Genomic DNA, 20,698 nt, shown 5'->3' with positions numbered 1-20,698 from the left:
TCGACATGAAACACACACCCCGCGCCGCTGGCGCCTCTCGATTCCTGTTGCTGGGCTTGGGCGTAATCATCGCCCTGCTCGGCGTGGCGTTGGCCGTCGGCGGCGCAAAACTGCTGAGCCTGGGCGGCTCCGGCTACTTCCTGATCGGCGGCGTGGCCATGGCCATTTCCGGCCTGTTGATTGCCAAGCGCAAACGAGCAGGTGCCTGGTTGTTCGCCGCATTTTTGCTTGGCACTGCCGTGTGGGCTGTGGTGGATGTAGGCCTGGTGTTCTGGCCACTGTTTTCGCGGTTGTTCATGTTCGCCGCCATTGGTCTTGCGGTGGCGCTGGCCTATCCGTTGCTGGCACCGGGCACCCGCCGTGGCGCCTTCAGCGTGGCGGGCGTGCTGGCGCTGGCATTGGCCGTGGCGGCGGGCAATATGTTTGTCGCCCACCCCAGTGTCGCGCCCAACGGTAAGGGCCCGGGCTTGACCCCCGTGGCCCCGGCAGATGCGCAGAAGGACTGGGCGCACTACGGCAACACCGAAGGCGGCAGCCGTTTTGCAGCGCTGGACCAGATCAATCGCACCAACGTCGACAAGCTTAAGGTGGCCTGGACCTATCACACCGGTGATGTGGCCATCAGCGACGGCAATGGCGCCGAAGATCAACTCACACCCTTGCAGATCGGCAACAAGGTGTTTATCTGCACGCCCCATAACAACCTGATCGCGCTGGATGCCGACACCGGCAAAGAGCTGTGGAAGAACACCATCAACGCCCAGTCGGCGGTGTGGCAGCGCTGCCGTGGCATGGCCTATTTCGATGCCACCGCACCCATCGCCCAGCCAACCCAGGCCAACAGCTCGCCGATCATTGCCGCCAGCGTGCCGGCCGGTGCGCAGTGCCAGCGGCGCCTGCTGACCAATACCATCGATGCTCGATTGATTGCAGTGGATGCCGATACCGGCGAGTTCTGCGAGGACTTTGGCAACCACGGCCAAGTGGATTTGAAAGCCGGCCTGGGCAATGTGCCGGACAGCTATTACCAGTTGTCCTCCGCGCCATTGATCGCCGGCACCACCGTAGTGGTTGGCGGGCGCGTCGCCGATAACGTCCAGACCGATATGCCGGGCGGCGTGATCCGTGGTTTTGATGTGATCAGCGGGCAGATGCGCTGGGCATTCGACCCGGGCAACCCCGAAGACAAGCAGGCCCCCGCAGCCGGCAGCACCTATGTGCGCAGCACCCCCAACAGCTGGGCGCCGATGTCCTATGACCCGCTGATGAACACGGTATTCCTGCCGATGGGCAGTTCGTCCACCGATATCTATGGTGTGGAGCGCACCCAGCTCAATCACAAGTACGGCGCCTCAGTGCTGGCACTGGACGCCTCCACCGGTGCCGAAAAGTGGGTGTACCAGACCGTCCACAATGACCTCTGGGACTTCGACTTGCCGATGCAACCGAGCCTGATCGACTTCCCCCGGGCCGACGGCAAGACCGTACCCGCCGTGGTGATCGGCACCAAGGCCGGGCAGATCTATGTACTCGACCGCGCTACCGGCAAGCCGTTGACCGAGGTACAAGAGGTGCCGGTCAAGGCTGCGGACATTCCCAATGAACCGTACTCGCCCACCCAGCCTAGGTCCGTGGGCATGCCACAGATCGGCGCGCAGACCCTGAGCGAAGCGGACATGTGGGGCGCAACCCCCTATGACCAGTTGCTGTGCCGCATCGACTTCAAGAGCATGCGCTACGACGGCCTGTACACCGCACCGGGCACCGATAAATCACTGAGCTTCCCCGGCTCCCTGGGCGGAATGAACTGGGGCAGTATCTCCACCGACCCGGTGCATGGTTTTATCTTCGTCAACGACATGCGCCTGGGCCTGTGGATCCAGATGATCCCCTCGCAAAACAAGGCCCAGGCCTCCTCCGGTGGCGAGGCGTTGAACACCGGCATGGGCGCGGTGCCGCTCAAGGGCACGCCTTACGCGGTGAACAAAAACCGCTTCCTGTCGGTGGCCGGCATTCCGTGCCAGGCGCCACCGTTCGGCACTCTCACCGCCATCGACATGAAGACCCAGCAGATTGCCTGGCAAGTACCGGTCGGCACCGTTGAAGACACCGGCCCGCTGGGTATACGCATGCACCTGCCGATCAAGGTTGGCCTGCCGACCCTGGGCGGCACCCTGTCGACCCAAGGCGGCCTGGTGTTTATCGCCGGCACCCAGGACTTCTACCTGCGCGCCTTCAACAGCGCCAATGGCGAAGAAGCCTGGAAAGCCCGCCTGCCCGTGGGTAGCCAGGGTGGGCCGATGACCTATGTGTCGCCAAAAACCGGCAAACAGTATGTGGTCATCACCGCGGGCGGCGCGCGCCAATCCACCGACCGTGGCGACTACGTGATCGCCTACGCCCTGCCTTGAGCCCCGCGCGGCGCTGATGCGCCGCCATTTGAATGTGGGAGCCGGGCTGCACGGCTCCCACAGGTATCGTGATTTTTCCAGGAAGACCCCGCATGTCCCCCGCGTTTAATACTCTGTCTCTGCGCCTGCTCGCCAGCCTGCTGCTGGGCGCCACGCTGCCCGCCTACGGCAGCCCCCTCACCGGCGACTGGGGTGGCCTGCGCCATCAGCTCGACGAGCAAGGCATCAAGTTCACCGGCGACTACAGCGGCGAAACCGCCTATAACGCCAATGGCGGCCAGCATCGTTCGGCGCGCTACTCGCAAAACATCAAGCTTGGCGTGCAACTGGACCTGGGCAAATTGTATGGCCTGCACAACGGCGACAAGATCCAACTGACGATCAACGACCGGCGTGGCAACAGCGCCTCCGAAGACCTGGTGGGCAACCGCCTGCCGATCCAGGAAAACTACGGCGGGCTCTACACCCGTCTGACCGAACTGAGTTATGAGCGCACCCTGTTCACCCCCGCCCTGAACCTCAAGCTCGGCTACATGGCCATGGGCAACGACCTGGGCGGCCTCGACAGCGGGATCCTGTGCAACTTCATGAACGCCGGTTTCTGCGGGCACCCCCTGAACATGTCCGGCGGCAGCGGTTGGACCAACTACCCCAACGCTCACCTGGGCGCACGGGTGAAGTATGACTTCTCGCCGGCCTGGCAATTACGCGTGGCGGCGTTCAATGTCGACCCGCAAAGCAACGGCAACTCCAGCCGCGCCTGGCACCTGGGGCCCAAGCACACGACCGGCACCGTGGTGCCCATCGAGCTGGTCTACAAGCACGCCAGCGATCTGCCCGGCGAATACAAGCTTGGCTACTACTACGACAGCTCCAACGTGCAGCGCATTGGCAGCGCCAAGTACGTCAGCGGGCGCGGCGGCCATTATCTGCTGGTCGACCAGGCCCTGTGGAACTCCCAGGCCTCAGAGGGCCGGACCTTGCATGCGTTCGGCCAATACTCGGCCGCCAGCAAGGCGGCCTCGCCGTTCAGTCGCTGGTATGGCGCCGGCCTGGTGCTGTACAAGCCGTTCGCCAGCCGACCACGGGACACCGTAGCCCTGGGGTACGGCCGCGCCGTACCCAACCCGCGCAGCCGCGATGTGCTGCAACAGGCCGCCCAAGCCCAAGACAGTGCCTTGCCAAACCTTGACAGTGCCGAACAGTTGCTCGAACTGAGCTACGGCTACCAGGCCACGCCCTGGCTGACCCTGCGCCCGGATGTGCAATACATCATTGAGCCAGGGGCGTTCGCCGCAAAGAAGATCGACAACGCGCTGATACTGGGATTGCAGGTGAAGGCGACGTTCTGAAGCGCTGACTCCCAGGCAGTTGGATCGAGCTTGATCTGGGTTGCCAGGTTGGCACACGATGGCGGACCTCAATCGTTGACGAAAGGACTGCCGTTATGTTCCCCCTGGATATCTGGCTGACCTATACCGCTGCCTGCCTGTTACTGGTGCTCTCCCCCGGCCCGGACAACCTACTGGCCATCGCTAGGGGGCTGAGCCAGGGACGCCTGGCGGCGGCCGTTTCCGGAGTTGCGTCGGGCACCGGCATTCTGTTTCACGTGGCGACGGCATCGCTGGGCCTGACTCTGCTGATGCAGACCTCCGCCGTGGCCTTCTGGGTGGTCAAAGTCATCGGCGCCAGCTACCTGCTGTGGCTGGGCATCAAGGTCTTGCGCTCGCGCAGCCTGATCAACTTCAAGCCGGCGGCGCGCCAACCGCTCAAAAGCATCTTCCTCACCGGCTTCCTGTCAGCGGCGCTGAACCCCAAGCCGGGGCTGTTTGTGCTGGCGTTCATTCCGCAGTTCGTCAACCCGTCATTGGGCTCGGTCACCTTGCAAATGATGGTCTATGGCGCCTGGTTCGCCGCATTGACCGCCCTGGGTTTTGCGCTCATGGGGATTTTTGCGACGCGCCTGTCGACATGGCTGCAGCGCAAGCCCAAAGTCGTCAATGGCCTGAATGTGGGTGCCGGACTGACCTTCGTCGCGTCCGGGCTTTCGGTGGCGGCACTCAGTCAAAAATGAGTGCCTGGTTTCGGTTACCCTGCACGGCGCGCACAGCCCCCCGTGACAAGGACACCCCGTGACCCGAGAACAACTTGAGCAGAACCAGATCCCCGTCTACCTTGTCGCCGTCATCGGCGCCGCGCTCGGTGGCCTGCTCGCCCCGCAGGCCGCAGCGGGGCTTGGCGCCCTGGTAACCCCGGCAATCGCCGTGCTGATGTACGCCATGTTCCTGCAGATCCCGTTTCTGCAACTGCGCCAGGGGCTGGCCAATAAACGCTTTATGGCGGCGCTGCTGATCGCCAACTTCGTGTTGATCCCGCTGCTGGTCTGGGGCTTGACCCGTGGTTTGAACGAGCGCCCGGCCATCCTGATCGGCGCGTTGCTGGTGCTGCTGACGCCGTGCATCGACTACGTGGTGGTGTTTACCCACATTGGCAAAGGCGACGCGCGGCTGACGCTGGCCGCCACCCCGGTGTTGCTGTTGCTGCAACTGGCCCTGCTGCCGTTGTACCTGGCGCTGATACCTTCCGGTGACGCAGCGGTGGCGATTTCTATCGGCCCGTTTGTCGAGGCCTTTTTGCTGCTGATCGTGGCGCCACTGCTGCTGGCGGTGCTGACCTGCGCGGGCGCCCGGCACTCGCGCCTGCTCGAGCGCTGGAATGATGGCTGGGCATGGATGCCAGTGCCGGCCATGGCGGCGGTGCTGATCGTGGTGATTGGCTCGCAGATCGCGTTTGTCGCGCAGCAGATCGAGCAGTTGTTGCCGGTGGTGCCGGTTTACTTAGGCTTTATGCTGTTGGCGCCCGTGGTCGGGGCACTCACGGCGTGGGCCTTTCGCTTGCCGGCAAGCACCGCGCGCGCGGTCACATTCAGCAGCGCGACCCGCAACTCACTGGTGGTCTTGCCGCTGGCGCTGGCCCTGCCGGAAGATATCCGCGCCCTGGCCGCCGCCGCCGTCATCACCCAGACCTTGATCGAGCTGGTGTTCGAGCTGGTCTATATCCGGGTGATCCCGGCCCTGGTCTGGCGCAGCCGCTAGGGTTGCGCCCGTGTCGCGTGCCAGCACACCAGCGAGCCCGCGGTCACCAGCACCGCACCCTGCCAGAACTGCGGGGTGAGATGAGCGCCCAGCCATAGCGCTGCAAAGGCCGACGACAGCACCGGCGCGCCATAGGACGCGGTCGCCAGCAAGGTCAGGTTGCCGCGCAGGATACCGATATTCCACAGCGCATAGCCGCCCGCCATGGCGATGCCCGTGGCGAGTAATTCCAGGCTGCTCCCCAAGGTAAAAGCCGGCAGCACTTGGGCACTGAAGGCGAATTTTGCCCATAGCAGCGCCGCCGTCAGGATGAAAAACAACACCACCAGGTTCTGCCCGCCGGCGTAGCGCCGCGTGACGTTGCAATACAAGGCAAAGGTGATCGCACAGCCCAGGGCCAGGCTGTAGCTCAGGGGGTTGGATTGCACATTGGCGACGATGGTTGCCAATGCCAGGCCATCGCCACTGACCACCCACAGGATGCCAAACAGCGCCAGCGCCGAACCTGGCACGATAATCCAGCGCGCTCGCTGGCCATTCATGACGATTGCCAGCAACACCGTCAGGCACGGCCAGAGGTAGTTCACCACCCCCAGCTCAATCGCCTGGTTGCGGTTGCTGGCAAAACCCAGGGCCAGGGACAGGCAGACCTCGTAGGCCACGAACAACCCGCTGCCCATGATCAGGTAGCGCCAGGACGTTGCGCGCAGGCGCGGCCGTCCCAGCCAGGCCAGCAGCAGTATCGCGCCTACCGTGTAGATCAGCGCCGCGCCCCCCAAGGGCCCGAACAGTTCACTGACACTGCGGATCAAACCGGCGGCGGTGCTCCATAAAACAATCGCGACCAAACCACACACCGTCGCGGCCCGCTCCCCCCTGATCTGCATGGATGCCTCTCTGAGAATGTCCACAGCCACAGCACCTGCGGCACAAAGGCCGCAACGGTACACGCTGGGGTATCGCTTGTCTCCTTGTGGGAACCACAACAAAGCAATCTCATTGAGAGCAGAAATCATGACCACGCCACACATCAACTGTAGGAGCTGGCTTGCCTGCGATGGCGGTGGGTCAGCCGCCACATCCTTACTTGACCTACCGCCATCGCGGGCAAGCCCGCTCCCACAGGGGGAACTCAGCGAGCAGAAAATTGTGGCCATACCACAATTCAAATGTAGGAGCTGGCTTGCCCGCGATGGTGGTGGGTCAGCCGCCAAAAATAGTGACTGAACAGCCGCCATCGCGAGCAAGCCCGCTCCCACAGTGGGAACTCAGCGAGCAGAAAATTGTGGCCATACCACAATTCAAATGTAGGAGCGGGCTTGCCCGCGATGGTGGTGGGTCAGCCGCCAAAAATAGTGACTGAACAGCCGCCATCGCGGGCAAGCCCGCTCCCACAGGGGGAACTCAGCGAGTAGAAAATTGTGGCCATACCACAATTCAAATGTAGGAGCTGGCTTGCCTGCGATGGCGGTGGGTCAGCCGCTACATCCTTACTTGACCTACCGCCATCGCGAGCAAGCCCGCTCCCACAGTGGGAACTCAGCGAGTAGAAAATTGTGGCCATACCACAATTCAAATGTAGGAGCTGGCTTGCCTGCGATGGCGGTGGGTCAGCCGCCACATCCTTACTTGACCTACCGCAATCGCGAGCAAGCCCGCTCCCACAGGGGATATGCGTTTAACTGACTGGCATTAGGGCAAGCCCGCTCCCACAGAGGGATCACTTTAGGGCAAGGCTGTTTGGTTGGTTGCAGTTCGCGCAACAGTGTCTTGTCATTAACGGGATTGATAGCACCCTAACGAAAGCCCCATGCTAGAGGGCTTGGCTGGCGCTTATATCATTCCGAATGATAGTTACCTTTGTTTCATTCGATTCGTGAGATAGCACACTGCCGAGCATGATCCGCCCATCTCAAATACATTGGCGGATGCACCTCATGGAACAGTCACTCAAACATTTGCGCTATCCCCTGGCCCTTTTGGCCGTGCTGGTGATGAGCGCATGCGGCAAGGCCCCCGAGCAAGCGGCCGCCATGCCCGCCAGCAAAGTCAGCGTTGCCAAGGTCCTGGAACAACCGGTCAATGAATGGGACGAGTTCACCGGCCGCCTCGAAGCCCCGGAAACCGTACAGATCCGCCCGCGTGTATCAGGCCAGATCGACCAGGTCGCCTTCACCGAAGGCGCGCTGGTAAAAAAAGGCGACCTGCTGTTCCAGATCGACCCGCGTCCATTCCAGGCTGAAGTGCGCCGCCTGGAAGCCCAGCTTCAACAGACCAAAGCCGCTGCTTCGCGCAGTGACAATGAAGCCCAGCGTGGCGAGCGCCTGCGCCAGAGCAATGCGATTTCTGCCGAGTTGGCCGACTCGCGTACCACCGCCGCCCAGGAAGCCCGTGCTGCCGTGGCCGGAATTCAGGCGCAACTGGACCTGGCCCGCCTGAACCTGAGTTTCACCCGTGTCACCTCGCCCATCAGTGGCCGTGTCAGCCGCGCCGCGATCACCGCCGGCAACCTGGTCACCGCCGATGTCACCGAGCTGACCAGCGTGGTCTCCACCGACAAGGTCTACGCCTACTTCGACGCTGACGAGCGCGTGTACCTCAAGTACACCGAGCTGGCGCGCCAAGGCCGTCGCGGCGCCACCACCCCAGTGTACCTGGGCCTGTCCAATGAAGACGGCAACCCGCACCTGGGCCAGATGAACTTTGTCGACAACCAGGTCAACCCCGCCACCGGCACCATCCGTGGGCGCGCGGTGTTCGACAACAGCGACGGGCGTTTCACCCCCGGCCTGTATGCGCGCCTCAAGTTGGTCGGCAGCGGCACCTACTCCGCCGTGCTGATCACCGACGAAGCCGTGGGCACTGACCTTGGCAAGAAGTTTGTGCTGGTGATGGACGCCGACAACAAGTCCGCCTACCGCGCCGTGGAACTGGGGCCGAAGATCGAAGGCTTGCGCATCGTGCGCAGCGGCCTGAGCAAGGACGACACCATCATCGTCAAGGGCTTGCAGCGGGTGCGCCCGGGTTCGCCGGTTGCCCCAGAAACCATCCCGATGGCCAGCCAGGCAACCCTCGCCGCCCTGGCCCAACAACGACAAGCGCTTGAAGCCAGCAACCTGGAGCAAGTGGCGCCGGATAAAACCGCGCCCAAGCTCGCCAGTGTCGCGACTCCACGCGGTTAAGGGACTACACACCAGATGAATTTTTCCAAGTTCTTCATATCGCGGCCGATCTTCGCAGCGGTGCTATCGCTGCTGATCCTGATCGCCGGCGCAATCTCGCTGTTCCAACTGCCGATCAGCGAATACCCGGAAGTGGTACCGCCGACCGTGGTGGTGCGCGCCAACTTCCCCGGCGCCAACCCCAAGGTCATCGGTGAAACCGTGGCCTCGCCGCTGGAACAGGCGATCACCGGCGTCGAGAACATGCTCTATATGTCCTCGCAGTCGACCGCCGACGGCAAGCTCACCCTGACCATCACCTTCGCCCTGGGCACCGACCTGGATAACGCGCAGGTGCAGGTGCAAAACCGTGTGACGCGCACTCAGCCCAAACTGCCTGAGGAAGTGACACGCATTGGTATCACCGTGGACAAGGCCTCCCCCGACCTGACCATGGTCGTGCACTTGACCTCCCCGGACCAGCGCTACGACATGCTGTACCTGTCCAACTACGCGATCCTCAATATCAAGGATGAGTTGGCGCGGCTGGGCGGCGTGGGTGATGTGCAGCTGTTCGGCATGGGCGATTACTCGCTGCGGGTGTGGCTGGATCCGAACAAGACCGCCTCGCGCAACCTGACCGCCACGGATGTGGTAACCGCGATTCGCGAACAGAACCGTCAGGTGGCCGCCGGTGCCCTGGGCGCGCAACCTGCGCCCAACGACACCAGCTTCCAGTTGTCGGTCAATACCCAGGGCCGCCTGGTCACCGAGGAAGAGTTCGAAAACATCGTGATTCGCGCCGGCGACAACGGTGAGATCACGCGCCTCAAGGACATCGCCCGCGTTGAGCTGGGCTCCAGCCAATATGCCCTGCGCTCGCTGATCGACAATCAGCCGGCGGTGGCGATTCCGATCTTCCAGCGCCCGGGCTCCAATGCCATCGACATCTCCAATGATGTGCGCAGCAAAATGGCCGAGCTGAAAAAGAGCTTCCCCGAAGGCATGGATTACCGCATCGCCTACGACCCGACCGTGTTTGTGCGCGGCTCGATCGAGGCGGTGGTGCACACCTTGTTCGAGGCGTTGATCCTGGTAGTGCTGGTGGTGATCCTGTTCCTGCAGACCTGGCGTGCGTCGATCATCCCCCTGGTCGCAGTGCCGGTGTCGCTGATCGGCACCTTTGCGGTGATGCACTTGTTCGGCTTTTCCCTCAATGCGCTGTCGCTGTTCGGCCTGGTGTTGGCCATCGGGATCGTGGTGGACGACGCCATCGTGGTGGTGGAGAACGTCGAAAGTAATATCGAGCTGGGCCTGGAGCCCTTCCCGGCCACGGAAAAAGCCATGAGCGAAGTGACCGGGCCGATCATTGCCACGGCGCTGGTGCTGTGTGCGGTGTTTATCCCGGCCGCCTTTATCAGCGGCTTGACCGGGCAGTTCTATAAGCAGTTTGCCTTGACCATCGCCATCTCGACCGTGATCTCGGCATTCAACTCCCTGACCCTGTCGCCGGCCCTTGCCGCAGTCTTGCTGCGCAGCCATGACGCGCCAAAAGACCGGTTCTCCAGGTTCCTCGACAAGCTCTTCGGTGGCTGGCTGTTCCGCCCGTTCAACCGCTTCTTTGAAAAGGCCAGCCATGGCTATGTCGGCACCGTGCGCCGGGTGATCCGTGGCACCGGTATCGCGCTGTTCGTGTATGGCGGCCTGATGGTGCTGACCTTCTTCGGGTTTGCCCACACGCCCACCGGTTTCGTACCGGCCCAGGACAAGCAATACCTGGTGGCCTTCGCCCAACTGCCGGACGCCGCGAGCCTAGACCGCACCGAAAACGTGATCAAGCGCATGTCTGACATCGCCTTGAAACAGCCCGGCGTCGAAAGCGCCATCGCTTTCCCGGGCCTGTCGATCAACGGGTTCACCAACAGCCCCAACAGCGGCATTGTGTTCGTGACCTTGAAACCGTTCGGCGAGCGCAAGGACCCCAGCATGTCCGCCGGGGCGATTGCCGGGGCGCTGAACGGCAAGTACGCCGACATCCAGGAAGCCTACATGGCGATCTTCCCACCGCCGCCGGTACAGGGCCTGGGCACCATCGGTGGGTTCCGCCTGCAAGTCGAAGACCGTGGCAACCTGGGCTATGAAGAGCTGTACAAAGAAGTGCAGAACGTCATCGCCAAGAGCCACAACGTGCCGGAACTGTTTGGCCTGTTCACCAGCTACACGGTCAACGTGCCCCAGGTCGATGCTGCTATCGACCGGGAAAAGGCCAAGACCCACGGCGTGGCGATCAGCGACATCTTCGACACCCTGCAAATCTACCTGGGCTCGTTGTATGCCAACGACTTCAACCGCTTTGGCCGTACCTACCAGGTCAACGTGCAGGCTGAACAGCAGTTCCGCCTGGACCAGGACCAGATCGGCCAGTTGAAAGTGCGCAACAACAAGGGCGAGATGATCCCGCTGGCGACCTTCATCAAGGTCAGCGACACCTCGGGGCCGGACCGTGTGATGCACTACAACGGCTTTATCACCGCCGAGATCAACGGCAACGCCGCCCCCGGCTACAGCTCGGGCCAGGCGGAGGCGGCGATCGAGAAACTGCTCAAAGAAGAACTGCCCAACGGCATGACCTACGAGTGGACTGACCTGACGTATCAGCAAATCCTCTCGGGCAATACCGCGCTGTTCGTGTTCCCGCTCTGCGTACTGCTGGCGTTCCTGGTACTGGCCGCCCAATACGAAAGCTGGAGCTTGCCACTGGCGGTGATCCTGATCGTACCGATGACCCTGCTGTCGGCCATCACCGGGGTGATTCTGTCCGGTGGCGACAACAACATCTTTACCCAGATCGGCTTGATCGTACTGGTGGGCCTGGCCTGTAAGAACGCGATCCTGATCGTCGAATTCGCCAAGGATAAACAGGAAGAAGGCCTCGACCCGCTGGCTGCGGTGCTGGAAGCCTGCCGCCTGCGTCTGCGGCCGATCCTGATGACCTCGTTCGCTTTCATCATGGGCGTGGTGCCCCTGGTGTTCTCCAGCGGCGCCGGTGCCGAGATGCGTCATGCCATGGGTGTGGCGGTGTTCTCCGGGATGATCGGTGTGACCTTCTTCGGCCTGTTGCTGACGCCGGTGTTCTACGTGTTGATCCGCCGCTATGTGGAGCGCAGCCAAGCGCGCAAAGCGGCCAAGGCCTTCCAGCTGGAGACACAGCAATGAATGTGAAAGTGTTCCTGCCGAGCCTGTTGGTATTGGCGCTCGCCGCCTGTGCCGTGGGCCCGGACTATAAAACCCAGCAACTGGAGGCGGCCAACATCACGGCCGCCGCCGATGCCAAGCAATACGACCACGCCAAGTTCGAAGGCATCTGGTGGCAGCAATTCGAAGACCCGATCCTCAACCAACTGGTCAGCCAATCGTTGAGCGGCAACCGGGACCTGCGGGTCGCGTTTGCCCGCCTGCGGGCCGCCCGGGCGATTCGTGATGACGCCAGCAATGACGCGATGCCGACCATCACCAGCCGCGCCAGCAGCGACTTGGCCAAGGGCCAGATCCCTGGCCAGACCACCCGCCGGGTCAATAGCGAGCGCTATGACCTGGGCCTGGATATGGCCTGGGAATTGGACCTGTTTGGCCGCATCCAGCGCAATCTCGAAGCCAGCGACGCCGACCAGCAAGCCGCCGAAGCCGACCTCTACCAACTGCAAGTCAGCCTGATTGCCGAACTGGTAGACGCCTACGGCCAACTGCGCGGTGCGCAACTGCGGGAAAAAATCGCCCTGGCCAACCTGAAGAACCAGCAGGATTCGCGCACCATCACCGAAAGCCTGCGCGATGCCGGCGTCGGCGACCAACTGGACGTGGTACGTGCCGATGCGCGCCTGGCAGCGGTCGAAGCCAGCGTGCCGCAATTGCAGGCCGAGCAAGTGCGCGAGCGCAATCGCATCGCCACCCTCCTCGGCCAGCGCCCGGACAAACTCAGCGTGGACCTGAGCCCAGCCAACCTGCCGGCAATTGCCAAGGCCTTGCCGATTGGCGACCCGGGGCAACTGCTGCAACGGCGCCCGGACATTCTCAGTGCCGAACGCAAACTGGCCGCCGCCACGGCACGTATCGGCGTGGCCAAGGCCGACTTGTTTCCACGGGTCAGCCTCAGTGGTTTCCTTGGGTTTACCGCTGGCCGTGGCTCGCAGATCGGTTCCTCCGCCGCCAACGCCTGGGCCCTGGGCCCGAGCATCACCTGGGCCGCCTTTGACTTGGGCAGCGTACGCGCCCGCCTGCGCGGCGCCGATGCCGAAGCCGACGGCGCCCTGGCCACCTACGAGCAGCAAGTATTGCTAGCGTTGGAAGAGTCAGAGAATGCCTTCAGCGACTACGGCAAGCGCCAGCAGCGCCTGGTCTCACTGATCCGCCAGAGCGAATCCAGCCGTGCCGCGGCCGACCTGGCCGAAATCCGCTACCGCGAAGGCACTGCCGACTTCCTCGTACTGCTCGACGCCCAACGTGAACGCCTGCTGGCCGAAGACGCCCAGGCCCTGGCCGAAGTAGACCTGTATCGCGGCATCGTGGCGATCTACAAGGCATTGGGGGGTGGCTGGCAGCCGGAGACGGTGGTCGCCAGCGCAAAGTGATGTAAAGAGCTCCTTTGGTTGGTCGCATCCAGCCAATTTTTAGCCCCGTGGTCCATTCGGTCACGGGGCTTTTTTTGTTTGGCGCGTCCTAAAATATTGAAAGTTATTTCTGTAAGTTAAACAAGAAGTCCCTGGTAAGTAATTTCCTAGTACCGTGCAGCACTTGGCTGCAAGGTAAAAATTCTTATTATTGCTGCGCTCAAATCGAAGCTGCCAGTTCTCCCATTATCATGACTTGGCCAGCTTTTTCAGCATTTAGCAAGAATCACCCCTTCAAAAGGAGATGTACGCCCCTTAAGCTTCAAGACTTTTGAATTAAAAGACAGGCGTTCAAATAAAAATGGGCTCATTCAATTTTTTAAAAAATAAAAACGACAACTTATATTATTCATTGTCGATATTTTTGAATCTGGATGTTCAGAGAAGCTTATTTGTGCTCTACCTATTGCAACTTGGAATCACACAAGGAGAAATAGGTATTCTTCAATCTTTTTTATTCTTCTCTTCTGTCGCATTGGAAATCCCATCTGGCTTACTCGCAGATCGATACGGTCGTAAATTTTCGCTTATAATAGGCTTCTTAGGATTATTTATAAGCGGCGTTGGCTTTTTACTGTTCTCTTCCTTTATTCCTTTCGCAATTATATTTTGCCTATTCGGTGCCAGTATTGCCATGAGCTCCGGTTCAGACAGGGCATTATTGTATGATAACTTACTGGCAGAAAATCGAGCTGAAGATTACCCCAAGATATTATCTCGCGCCCGTGCCATTGGTGCGGTTTCATTAGGCTTGTCCATGCTTCTTGGCGGTGTACTACAAGACACATGGTCTTGGAACTGTGTTTATATTTTTTTTGCAATATCAAAGCTTATTGGAGCGCTGACTGTAACATTAATCCCCGAAATCAAACTTCCACCTGTCTCACTGAACACCAATAAAGAAAGGGGCATGAGCAGTAAAAATACAGAGGGTCTTTTTACTGCGCTAATTAATTTCTTCCGCTCTAAAAACGGCGCTTTTCTTATACCTTTATTTATTGGATATGCTTTATTCGAGCTTTCAACGATCCCTTTGTTTATCTATGGCCAACCATTTTTCTCCATTCAGGGCTTAGAAGTACCTATAATTGCCGGCTTCTATGCTGGAGTTGAAGCCATATCAGCAGTAATGTTCATGGGCGCTGGCTTTATTTGCGCCAGGTTTTCTCTCGGTGCAATTGCCTTCACTACCACCCTTGCCGTTACTTTGCTTCTTTTCATTTTATCATTGAATATTGGAACGACCACTTCAATCGCGAGCTTTCTTCTAATTATGTCGCTCCCAGCGATATATGAGACGTCATATGAAACATATATCCATGATAATGTCGATTCACGCATCCGAGCTTCCTGTCTCTCTGTTGCCAATCTAGTCAACTCGGTGATTATTGGTATCTCCTATACCGTTTTCGGCGGACTATTAGATGTATATGGCTTCTCATTGACTTTAATTATAGTTGCGGCAACCTGTTTTTTTGGTTTGCTGGGTGTGAGCATCACATTGCTGATAGGTGGCCGAAAAACCCGTTTAAATAACCAGAAGATTGAATCGCCCTAGATTTCCTAGAGCCTCTGCAGGCTCACTATTGAAAGCCGGCTTGGAGTTTTAACTGAGCCTTATCCGCGCCATTACGCCCTACGTAGCATCATTAAGAATCAAGCTGCGGTAATGCCCGGGATTGGAGCCCGACCATTTGCGAAAGGCCTTGTAGAACGAACTCACATCGGCGAAACCCAGGCGGCTGGCGATCTCGGCGAAGCTGATATCGGCCTCGGCCAGCCACACAACCGCCAGTTCCTTGCGCACGCTGTCCTTCAGGCCCTGGTAGGTTTGCCCTTCTTCCGCCAGGCGCCGGCGCAGGGTCGAGGCGGACATGCACAACACCTGGGCCAGGCTTTCGGTTTCCGGCCACTGTTGGGCCGGGCGTCGGCGCAGGTCATGCTTGATGCGCATCGCCAGGCTGTCGGGGTCGCGGTATTTGACCAGGATGTTGGCCGGCGCATGGGCCAGGAAGCGCTTGAGTTCCTCGGGGCTGCGCTTGACCGGCAGGTCGAGGCAGTCGGCAGAAAAGATCATGCGTGTACGCGTGCGATCAAAGCGCAGGTTGTCGGAGAACATCACCTGGTAGTCGTCGCAGAAATCCGGTTGCGGGCAACGCAATTCAATGGCCAGGATCGGGATGCGTCGCCCGGCCAGCCAGCAGGCGACGCCGTGGACGATCATCCAGTAGCAAAAATAGGTGAACGCCCGTCGCGGTTCGGGTTCGGGCTCCAGCAAGACGATTTCAGCCAGGCTTTGCTGGCGCACCAATTGCGCGGGCAGGTGCTCGAGCATCAACGACAGGAAGCCCAGGCCGGTTTCCAGGGCCTCGCCCAGGGTAGGCTGGGCCATGGACGCGCGACACAGGAACCCCAGGCTGCCGGACTTGAGCTTGCGCGGGTCCATGCCAAAAAACTCATCATCCCGACGCCGCGCCAGCAAGCGCCAGAGCCGCGCGTACGCCAGCGCCGGGACGCGGGCGGCAGGCTGCTCCAGCAAGGCAGGCTCGATCCCGACCTTGTTCAGGGCCTCCCGCGTCGCCGCACCGGGGGCGCAACTCTGCAACAGGGCTTCACGAACCAGGTGGATGGAGATTGTGTCTTTTTCCGACATGGGCCAGGGCTCAATCTTGTAGGTCGGCCATTGTAGGAGCGTGTTGCCTTGATAAGGAACACATACCCAACGCTGCAACGACTTAGGCGGCTGTTCAGGCCGTGTTCAGAAAACGTCAAGATCCGCTGTTTAGTAATGAGTATCATTATGTTACAACTTAGCACCCTAACTAATTACGTTGCGGTGCCCGATGCTCGTCCCCTTTCTCATCATGCTGCGCGAAGGCATTGAAGCCGCATTGATCGTTGGCATCATCGCCAGCTACCTGCAACAGACCGGCCGTGGCCAATGGATGCCGGCGGTGTGGATCGGCGTATTTCTGGCAGCCGCCCTGGCCCTGCTGGTCGGCGGTGGGCTGGAGTTGGTCAGCGCCGAGTTCCCGCAAAAGCAGCAAGAACTGTTCGAAGGCATTGTCGGCCTGGTGGCCGTGGGCATTCTCAGTTCCATGGTGTTCTGGATGCGCAAGGTCGCGCGCTCGATCAAGCATTCCCTGCACCAATCCCTGGATCATGCCCTGGCCGGCTCACGCAACCAGGTAATTGCGCTGATTGCCATGGTGTTTTTCGCCGTAGCCCGCGAAGGCCTGGAAACGGTGTTCTTCCTGCTGGCAGTGTTCCAGCAGAGCGAAGGCCCGGCCGCGCCCATCGGCGCCCTGCTCGGCCTGGTGCTGGCGATTGTCGTGGGATTCTTGATCTACAGCGGCAGCATGCGCCTGAACCTTGGTGCGTTCTTTCGCTGGACCGGGCTGTTCATCCTGGTGGTAGCCGCCGGCATCCTCGCCAACTCGGTGCAGGCCCTGCATGAAGCCGGGGTGTGGAACCACTTGCAGACTGTACTGTTCGATTTCAGCGCGACGCTACCGATGGATGGCCCGCTGGGCTCGGTGCTGGCCGGCATGTTCGGCTATCAGGACGCGCCGACCGTCAGCACCCTGGGCGCCTACCTGATTTACCTGGTGCTGGCGCTGGTGATGTTCTTCATGCCCGCCGCGCCGGCCACCCCCACTTCCGTTTCCAGCCAGTAAGGTCGTCCCTTGCCAAACCAAGCCCCTGCCTCGCCACCCCGCGCCTTGCGTTGGGCGGTCGCCGGTTCGGTGATCGTGATGATCGCCGCCGGCGGCCTGTTCTACTACGCCTCGCAATTGGCCGCGGCCAAGCGCCAGGTCAATCACAACGAAATCGCCGTGATCATCCATGCCCACGCCTGCGAGCCCAACGCCCTGACGGTGCCGGCAGGCCGTGCGAGTTTTCGCATCATCAATCGCTCGGATCGCGCGGTGGAGTGGGAAATCCTCGACGGCGTGCTGGTGGTCGAAGAGCGCGAAAACATTGCGCCGGGCTTGAGCCAGGTGATCAACGCCAACCTGCTGCCGGGCGACTACGCCATCACCTGCGGCCTGTTGAGCAACCCGCGCGGCACCCTGCACGTAACGCCGACCGCCGAGTCCGACGCCCAGGCCAAAGCCAAGCCGTCGATGGTGGCCTTTGTCGGCCCGCTGTCGGAGTTTCGCGTGTATCTGAACACCCAGGGTGGCGCCTTGATCAAGACCGTCAGCGCCCTCCAACAGGCGATTGCCGCAGGCGACCTGAGCCAAGCCCAGGCCCTGTACCTGCCGGCTCGCGAGGCTTACCAACGACTGGCCCCGGCCGCCCAGCGCCTGGCCGAGTTGGACAACGCGATCAATGCCCGCGCCGATTACTTCGAAAAACGCGAACAGGACCCGGCCTTCAGCGGCTTCCATCGCCTGGAGTACGGCCTGTTCGCGCAACATAACCTCGACGGCTTGGCACCGATTGCCCAGCGCCTGCTGGCCGATGTCACCACCCTCAAGCAACAGCTGCTCGCGCAGTCGCTGCCGCCCGAGCAACTGGTGAGCATCCTGGTGCGCAACCTCAACAGCGTGGCCGACGTGCGCGCCGCCAGTGGCGAAGAGGAGCGCTACAGCCACCTCGACCTCAATGGCTTTGCCGCCAACCTTACGGTGACGCGCAAAGTGGTGGACCTGATGCGGCCGCTGCTGGGCAAGTCCGCCGCCGACCTGTTGCCGGGGATCGATAGCGCGATCAACGCTTTCGCCGCGCAACTCGACGGCCTGCAGGTCGATGGCCACTACCCCACCTATGACAGCGTTACCGCCGATCAGCGCCAGCAGATCGCCGACAAGGCCAAGGCTCTGGCCGCCGCACTCGATGGAATCGACCCAGCCCTTGGCCTCTCCGGCCTTAAGTGAAGACGACCAAATAGATGAGTGATTCAGAACAGTTCAACGCCCAGCGCCGCCGTGTGTTGCTGGGCATGGCCGCCACCGGCGCGGCAATTGCCGGCAGCAGCCTCAGTTGCCCGGCGATGGCGGCCGGCGCGGCCCAGGTCACCGCTGCCCCCAGCAGCGAAAAAACCCAGGACCACCATGCCTTCCACGGCAAGCACCAGAGCGGTATCGTCACCCCGCGCCCGGCCTGCGGCATGCTGGTGGCGTTCGATGTATTGGCCAGCGACCGCGAGGACCTGGAGCGGCTGTTTCGCACGCTCAACGAGCGCATCAGCTTTTTGATGACCGGTGGCAGCGTGCCGCAAGTCGACCCGAAACTGCCGCCCACCGACTCCGGGATCCTCGGCCCGGTGGTCACCCCGGATAACCTGACGATTACCGTGTCGGTGGGCGCGTCGTTGTTCGACGAGCGTTTCGGCCTGGCCGCCGCCAAGCCCAAGCGCCTGACCCGCATGGTCGGCTTCCCCAACGATGCCCTGGAACCGGCGCAGTGCCACGGCGACCTGAGCCTGCAGTTGAGTTCCAACACCCCCGATACCAATATCCACGCCCTGCGCGATATCGTGAAAAACCTGCCGGACCTGCTGCTGGTGCGCTGGAAACAGGAAGGCAGCGTACCGCCCCAGGCCCCTGCCCGCGCCGGGCAGCCGGCACAGAGTGCGCGCAACTTCCTGGGCTTTCGCGATGGCTCGGCCAACCCGGACTCCAACGACGCCAAGGCCATGGACCAACTGGTCTGGGTCCAGCCCGGCAGTGACGAGCCCGCCTGGGCCGCCCATGGCAGCTACCAGGCGGTGCGGATCATCCGCAACTTCGTCGAGCGCTGGGACCGCACGCCCTTGCAGGAACAGCAAAGCATCATCGGCAGGATCAAGACCAGCGGCGCGCCCATGGACGGTCACAGCGAAGCCCAGGTGCCCGACTACAGCAAGGACCCAGAAGGCAAGCTGACCAAGCTCGATGCGCATATCCGCCTGGCCAACCCGCGCACGGCGTCGACCCAGGCCAACCTGATCCTGCGCCGGCCGTTCAACTACTCCAATGGCGTCAACAAGAACGGCCAGCTGGACATGGGCCTGTTGTTTATCTGCTACCAGGCAGACCTGGAGAAAGGCTTCATTACCGTGCAAACCCGGCTCAATGGCGAGCCTCTGGAGGAGTACCTCAAGCCGGTGGGCGGCGGCTACTTCTTCACGCTGCCGGGGGTCACCGGGCCCAAGGACTTTATCGGCCGCACCTTGCTGCACACCACTGCCAACACCTAACCCCCTCCCCACAGCGGAAACCGTCCCATGAAAAAGTCGTCTCTTGCGTTGTTGTTGACCCTTTCTCCGCTCGCAGCCTTTGCCGCGACGGCGCCCCTGGACCTGGTGGGCCCGGTGTCGGATTACAAGATTTATGTCACCGACAAGATCGATGAACTGGTGACCCAGACCCAGGCCTTTACCGACGCGGTGAAAAAAGGCGACCTGGCCACCGCGAAAAAACTCTATGCGCCGACCCGTGTGCACTATGAGTCCATCGAACCGATCGCCGAGCTGTTCAGCGACCTCGATGCCTCGATCGACTCACGGGTCGACGATCACGAAAAAGGCGTGAAGGCCGAGGATTTCACCGGTTTCCACCGTATTGAATACAGCCTGTTCGCCGAGAACAGCACCCAGGGCCTGGGCGCCCTTGCCGATGGCTTGAACAAGGACGTCAAAGACCTGCAAACCCGCGTTGCCGGCCTGACTTTCCCGCCGGAAAAAGTCGTCGGCGGCGCTGCCGCGTTGCTCGAAGAAGTGGCCGCCACCAAGATCTCCGGCGAAGAGGACCGCTACAGCCACACCGACCTGTATGACTTCCAGGGCAACATTGACGGGGCGAAGAAGATCGTCGACCTGTTCCGTGGGCAGATCGAACAGCAGGACAAGGCGTTTTTGGCCAAGGTCGACAAAAACTTCGCCACGGTGGACACCATCCTGGCCAAGTACAAGACGGCCGATGGCGGTTTTGAAACCTATGACAAGGTCAAGGAAAACGACCGCAAGGCCCTGGTCGGCCCGGTCAATACCCTGGCCGAAGACCTGTCGACCCTGCGTGGCAAGCTGGGGTTGAACTGATACCTCGACGGTAGCGGCTCTGAGCCTGACACACCGCCATCGCGGGCAAGCCCGCTCCCACAGGGGGTCTCAGCGAGCAGAAAATATTCGCCACACCGCCAATCAAATGTGGGAGCTGGCTTGCCCGCGATGGCGGTGTGTCAGTCACCGGAAACAGTGGCTGAACCACCGCGATCGCGAGCAAGCCCGCCCCCACAGGGGATGTTCGTCGGGGCTGAAACTTGGGCCACACCGCAAATCAAATGTGGGAGCTGGCTTGCCTGCGATGGCGGTGTGTCAGTTACCGAAGAGGGTGACTGAACCACCGCCATCACAAGCAACCCCACTCCCAAAGCTG

14 protein-coding genes are annotated in these 20,698 nt (G+C 61.1%); 12 read left to right on the top strand and 2 right to left on the bottom strand.

What is annotated here, in order from left to right; translation table 11 throughout:
• Positions 1-5 precede the first annotated feature (5 nt).
• From AC19YY_RS20705 to AC19YY_RS20690, 4 genes are all read left to right on the top strand, one after another.
• The gene (locus AC19YY_RS20705; RefSeq protein ID WP_500604771.1) at positions 6-2,411 is read left to right on the top strand and encodes a glucose/quinate/shikimate family membrane-bound PQQ-dependent dehydrogenase; all 2,406 of its coding nucleotides are present in this window, start codon (positions 6-8) and stop codon (positions 2,409-2,411) included.
• A 92-nt stretch (positions 2,412-2,503) separates the two neighbouring features.
• Positions 2,504-3,763, top strand: a complete 1,260-nt coding sequence (locus AC19YY_RS20700; RefSeq protein ID WP_500604770.1) for a carbohydrate porin — start codon at positions 2,504-2,506, stop codon at positions 3,761-3,763.
• Positions 3,764-3,858: 95 nt separating this feature from the next.
• Complete coding sequence (locus AC19YY_RS20695; RefSeq protein ID WP_170041475.1) at positions 3,859-4,485, top strand: LysE family translocator; 627 nt, start codon at positions 3,859-3,861, stop codon at positions 4,483-4,485.
• Between the two features lie 58 nt (positions 4,486-4,543).
• Complete coding sequence (locus tag AC19YY_RS20690; protein WP_169951439.1) at positions 4,544-5,506, top strand: arsenic resistance protein; 963 nt, start codon at positions 4,544-4,546, stop codon at positions 5,504-5,506.
• Here the strand turns inward: AC19YY_RS20690 and yddG are convergent.
• Positions 5,503-6,393, bottom strand: coding sequence for an aromatic amino acid DMT transporter YddG (gene yddG, locus AC19YY_RS20685; RefSeq protein ID WP_169951437.1), 891 nt, complete (start codon positions 6,391-6,393; stop codon positions 5,503-5,505). The genes AC19YY_RS20690 and yddG overlap by 4 nt on opposite strands.
• Before the next feature lie 1,050 nt (positions 6,394-7,443).
• On the opposite strand from yddG, the gene mexE reads away from it, so the two are divergent.
• The 4 genes from mexE (at position 7,444) to AC19YY_RS20665 (ending at position 14,892) form a co-directional block, all read left to right on the top strand.
• Positions 7,444-8,688, top strand: a complete 1,245-nt coding sequence (gene mexE, locus AC19YY_RS20680; RefSeq protein WP_169951435.1) for a multidrug efflux RND transporter periplasmic adaptor subunit MexE — start codon at positions 7,444-7,446, stop codon at positions 8,686-8,688.
• 15 nt (positions 8,689-8,703) lie between these two features.
• Positions 8,704-11,883, top strand: a complete 3,180-nt coding sequence (locus tag AC19YY_RS20675; protein ID WP_500604769.1) for an efflux RND transporter permease subunit — start codon at positions 8,704-8,706, stop codon at positions 11,881-11,883.
• The gene (locus AC19YY_RS20670; protein ID WP_169951431.1) at positions 11,880-13,295 is read left to right on the top strand and encodes an efflux transporter outer membrane subunit; all 1,416 of its coding nucleotides are present in this window, start codon (positions 11,880-11,882) and stop codon (positions 13,293-13,295) included. The genes AC19YY_RS20675 and AC19YY_RS20670 overlap by 4 nt, the downstream gene beginning before the upstream one ends.
• A gap of 340 nt (positions 13,296-13,635) precedes the next feature.
• A complete protein-coding gene (locus tag AC19YY_RS20665) occupies positions 13,636-14,892 on the top strand; it encodes an MFS transporter (protein WP_500604768.1) in 1,257 nt (418 codons plus the stop codon).
• A gap of 78 nt (positions 14,893-14,970) precedes the next feature.
• Here AC19YY_RS20665 and AC19YY_RS20660 read toward each other — a convergent pair whose 3' ends face one another.
• The gene (locus tag AC19YY_RS20660; protein WP_500604767.1) at positions 14,971-15,987 is read right to left on the bottom strand and encodes an AraC family transcriptional regulator; all 1,017 of its coding nucleotides are present in this window, start codon (positions 15,985-15,987) and stop codon (positions 14,971-14,973) included.
• A 190-nt stretch (positions 15,988-16,177) separates the two neighbouring features.
• On the opposite strand from AC19YY_RS20660, the gene efeU reads away from it, so the two are divergent.
• From efeU to efeO (AC19YY_RS20640), 4 genes are read left to right on the top strand one after another with little or no spacing between them, the layout of a single operon-like run.
• Positions 16,178-17,011, top strand: a complete 834-nt coding sequence (gene efeU / locus AC19YY_RS20655) for an iron uptake transporter permease EfeU (RefSeq protein ID WP_170041480.1) — start codon at positions 16,178-16,180, stop codon at positions 17,009-17,011.
• Between the two features lie 9 nt (positions 17,012-17,020).
• The gene (gene efeO, locus AC19YY_RS20650) at positions 17,021-18,217 is read left to right on the top strand and encodes an iron uptake system protein EfeO (protein WP_500604766.1); all 1,197 of its coding nucleotides are present in this window, start codon (positions 17,021-17,023) and stop codon (positions 18,215-18,217) included.
• Positions 18,218-18,231: 14 nt separating this feature from the next.
• Positions 18,232-19,521, top strand: a complete 1,290-nt coding sequence (efeB, locus tag AC19YY_RS20645; RefSeq protein WP_169951421.1) for an iron uptake transporter deferrochelatase/peroxidase subunit — start codon at positions 18,232-18,234, stop codon at positions 19,519-19,521.
• 27 nt (positions 19,522-19,548) lie between these two features.
• Positions 19,549-20,361: an iron uptake system protein EfeO gene (gene efeO, locus AC19YY_RS20640; RefSeq protein WP_169951419.1), complete on the top strand. Its 813-nt coding sequence runs from the start codon at positions 19,549-19,551 to the stop codon at positions 20,359-20,361.
• Positions 20,362-20,698 lie beyond the last annotated feature (337 nt).

It is taken from the genome of Pseudomonas sp. MF09156, assembly GCF_059862305.1.
This window is presented reverse-complemented; position numbering and strand designations above follow the sequence as displayed.

Excerpts from the sequence above, each read along its gene's own strand:
- AC19YY_RS20705 (WP_500604771.1), top strand. The coding sequence starts at position 6 with ATGAAACACACACCCCGCGCCGCTGGCGCCTCTCGATTCCTGTTGCTG.
- AC19YY_RS20700 (WP_500604770.1), top strand. The coding sequence starts at position 2,504 with ATGTCCCCCGCGTTTAATACTCTGTCTCTGCGCCTGCTCGCCAGCCTG.
- AC19YY_RS20695 (WP_170041475.1), top strand. The coding sequence starts at position 3,859 with ATGTTCCCCCTGGATATCTGGCTGACCTATACCGCTGCCTGCCTGTTA.
- yddG (WP_169951437.1), bottom strand. The coding sequence starts at position 6,393 with ATGCAGATCAGGGGGGAGCGGGCCGCGACGGTGTGTGGTTTGGTCGCG.
- mexE (WP_169951435.1), top strand. The coding sequence starts at position 7,444 with ATGGAACAGTCACTCAAACATTTGCGCTATCCCCTGGCCCTTTTGGCC.
- AC19YY_RS20675 (WP_500604769.1), top strand. The coding sequence starts at position 8,704 with ATGAATTTTTCCAAGTTCTTCATATCGCGGCCGATCTTCGCAGCGGTG.
- AC19YY_RS20670 (WP_169951431.1), top strand. The coding sequence starts at position 11,880 with ATGAATGTGAAAGTGTTCCTGCCGAGCCTGTTGGTATTGGCGCTCGCC.
- AC19YY_RS20665 (WP_500604768.1), top strand. The coding sequence starts at position 13,636 with ATGGGCTCATTCAATTTTTTAAAAAATAAAAACGACAACTTATATTAT.
- AC19YY_RS20660 (WP_500604767.1), bottom strand. The coding sequence starts at position 15,987 with ATGTCGGAAAAAGACACAATCTCCATCCACCTGGTTCGTGAAGCCCTG.
- efeU (WP_170041480.1), top strand. The coding sequence starts at position 16,178 with ATGCTCGTCCCCTTTCTCATCATGCTGCGCGAAGGCATTGAAGCCGCA.
- efeB (WP_169951421.1), top strand. The coding sequence starts at position 18,232 with ATGAGTGATTCAGAACAGTTCAACGCCCAGCGCCGCCGTGTGTTGCTG.
- efeO (WP_169951419.1), top strand. The coding sequence starts at position 19,549 with ATGAAAAAGTCGTCTCTTGCGTTGTTGTTGACCCTTTCTCCGCTCGCA.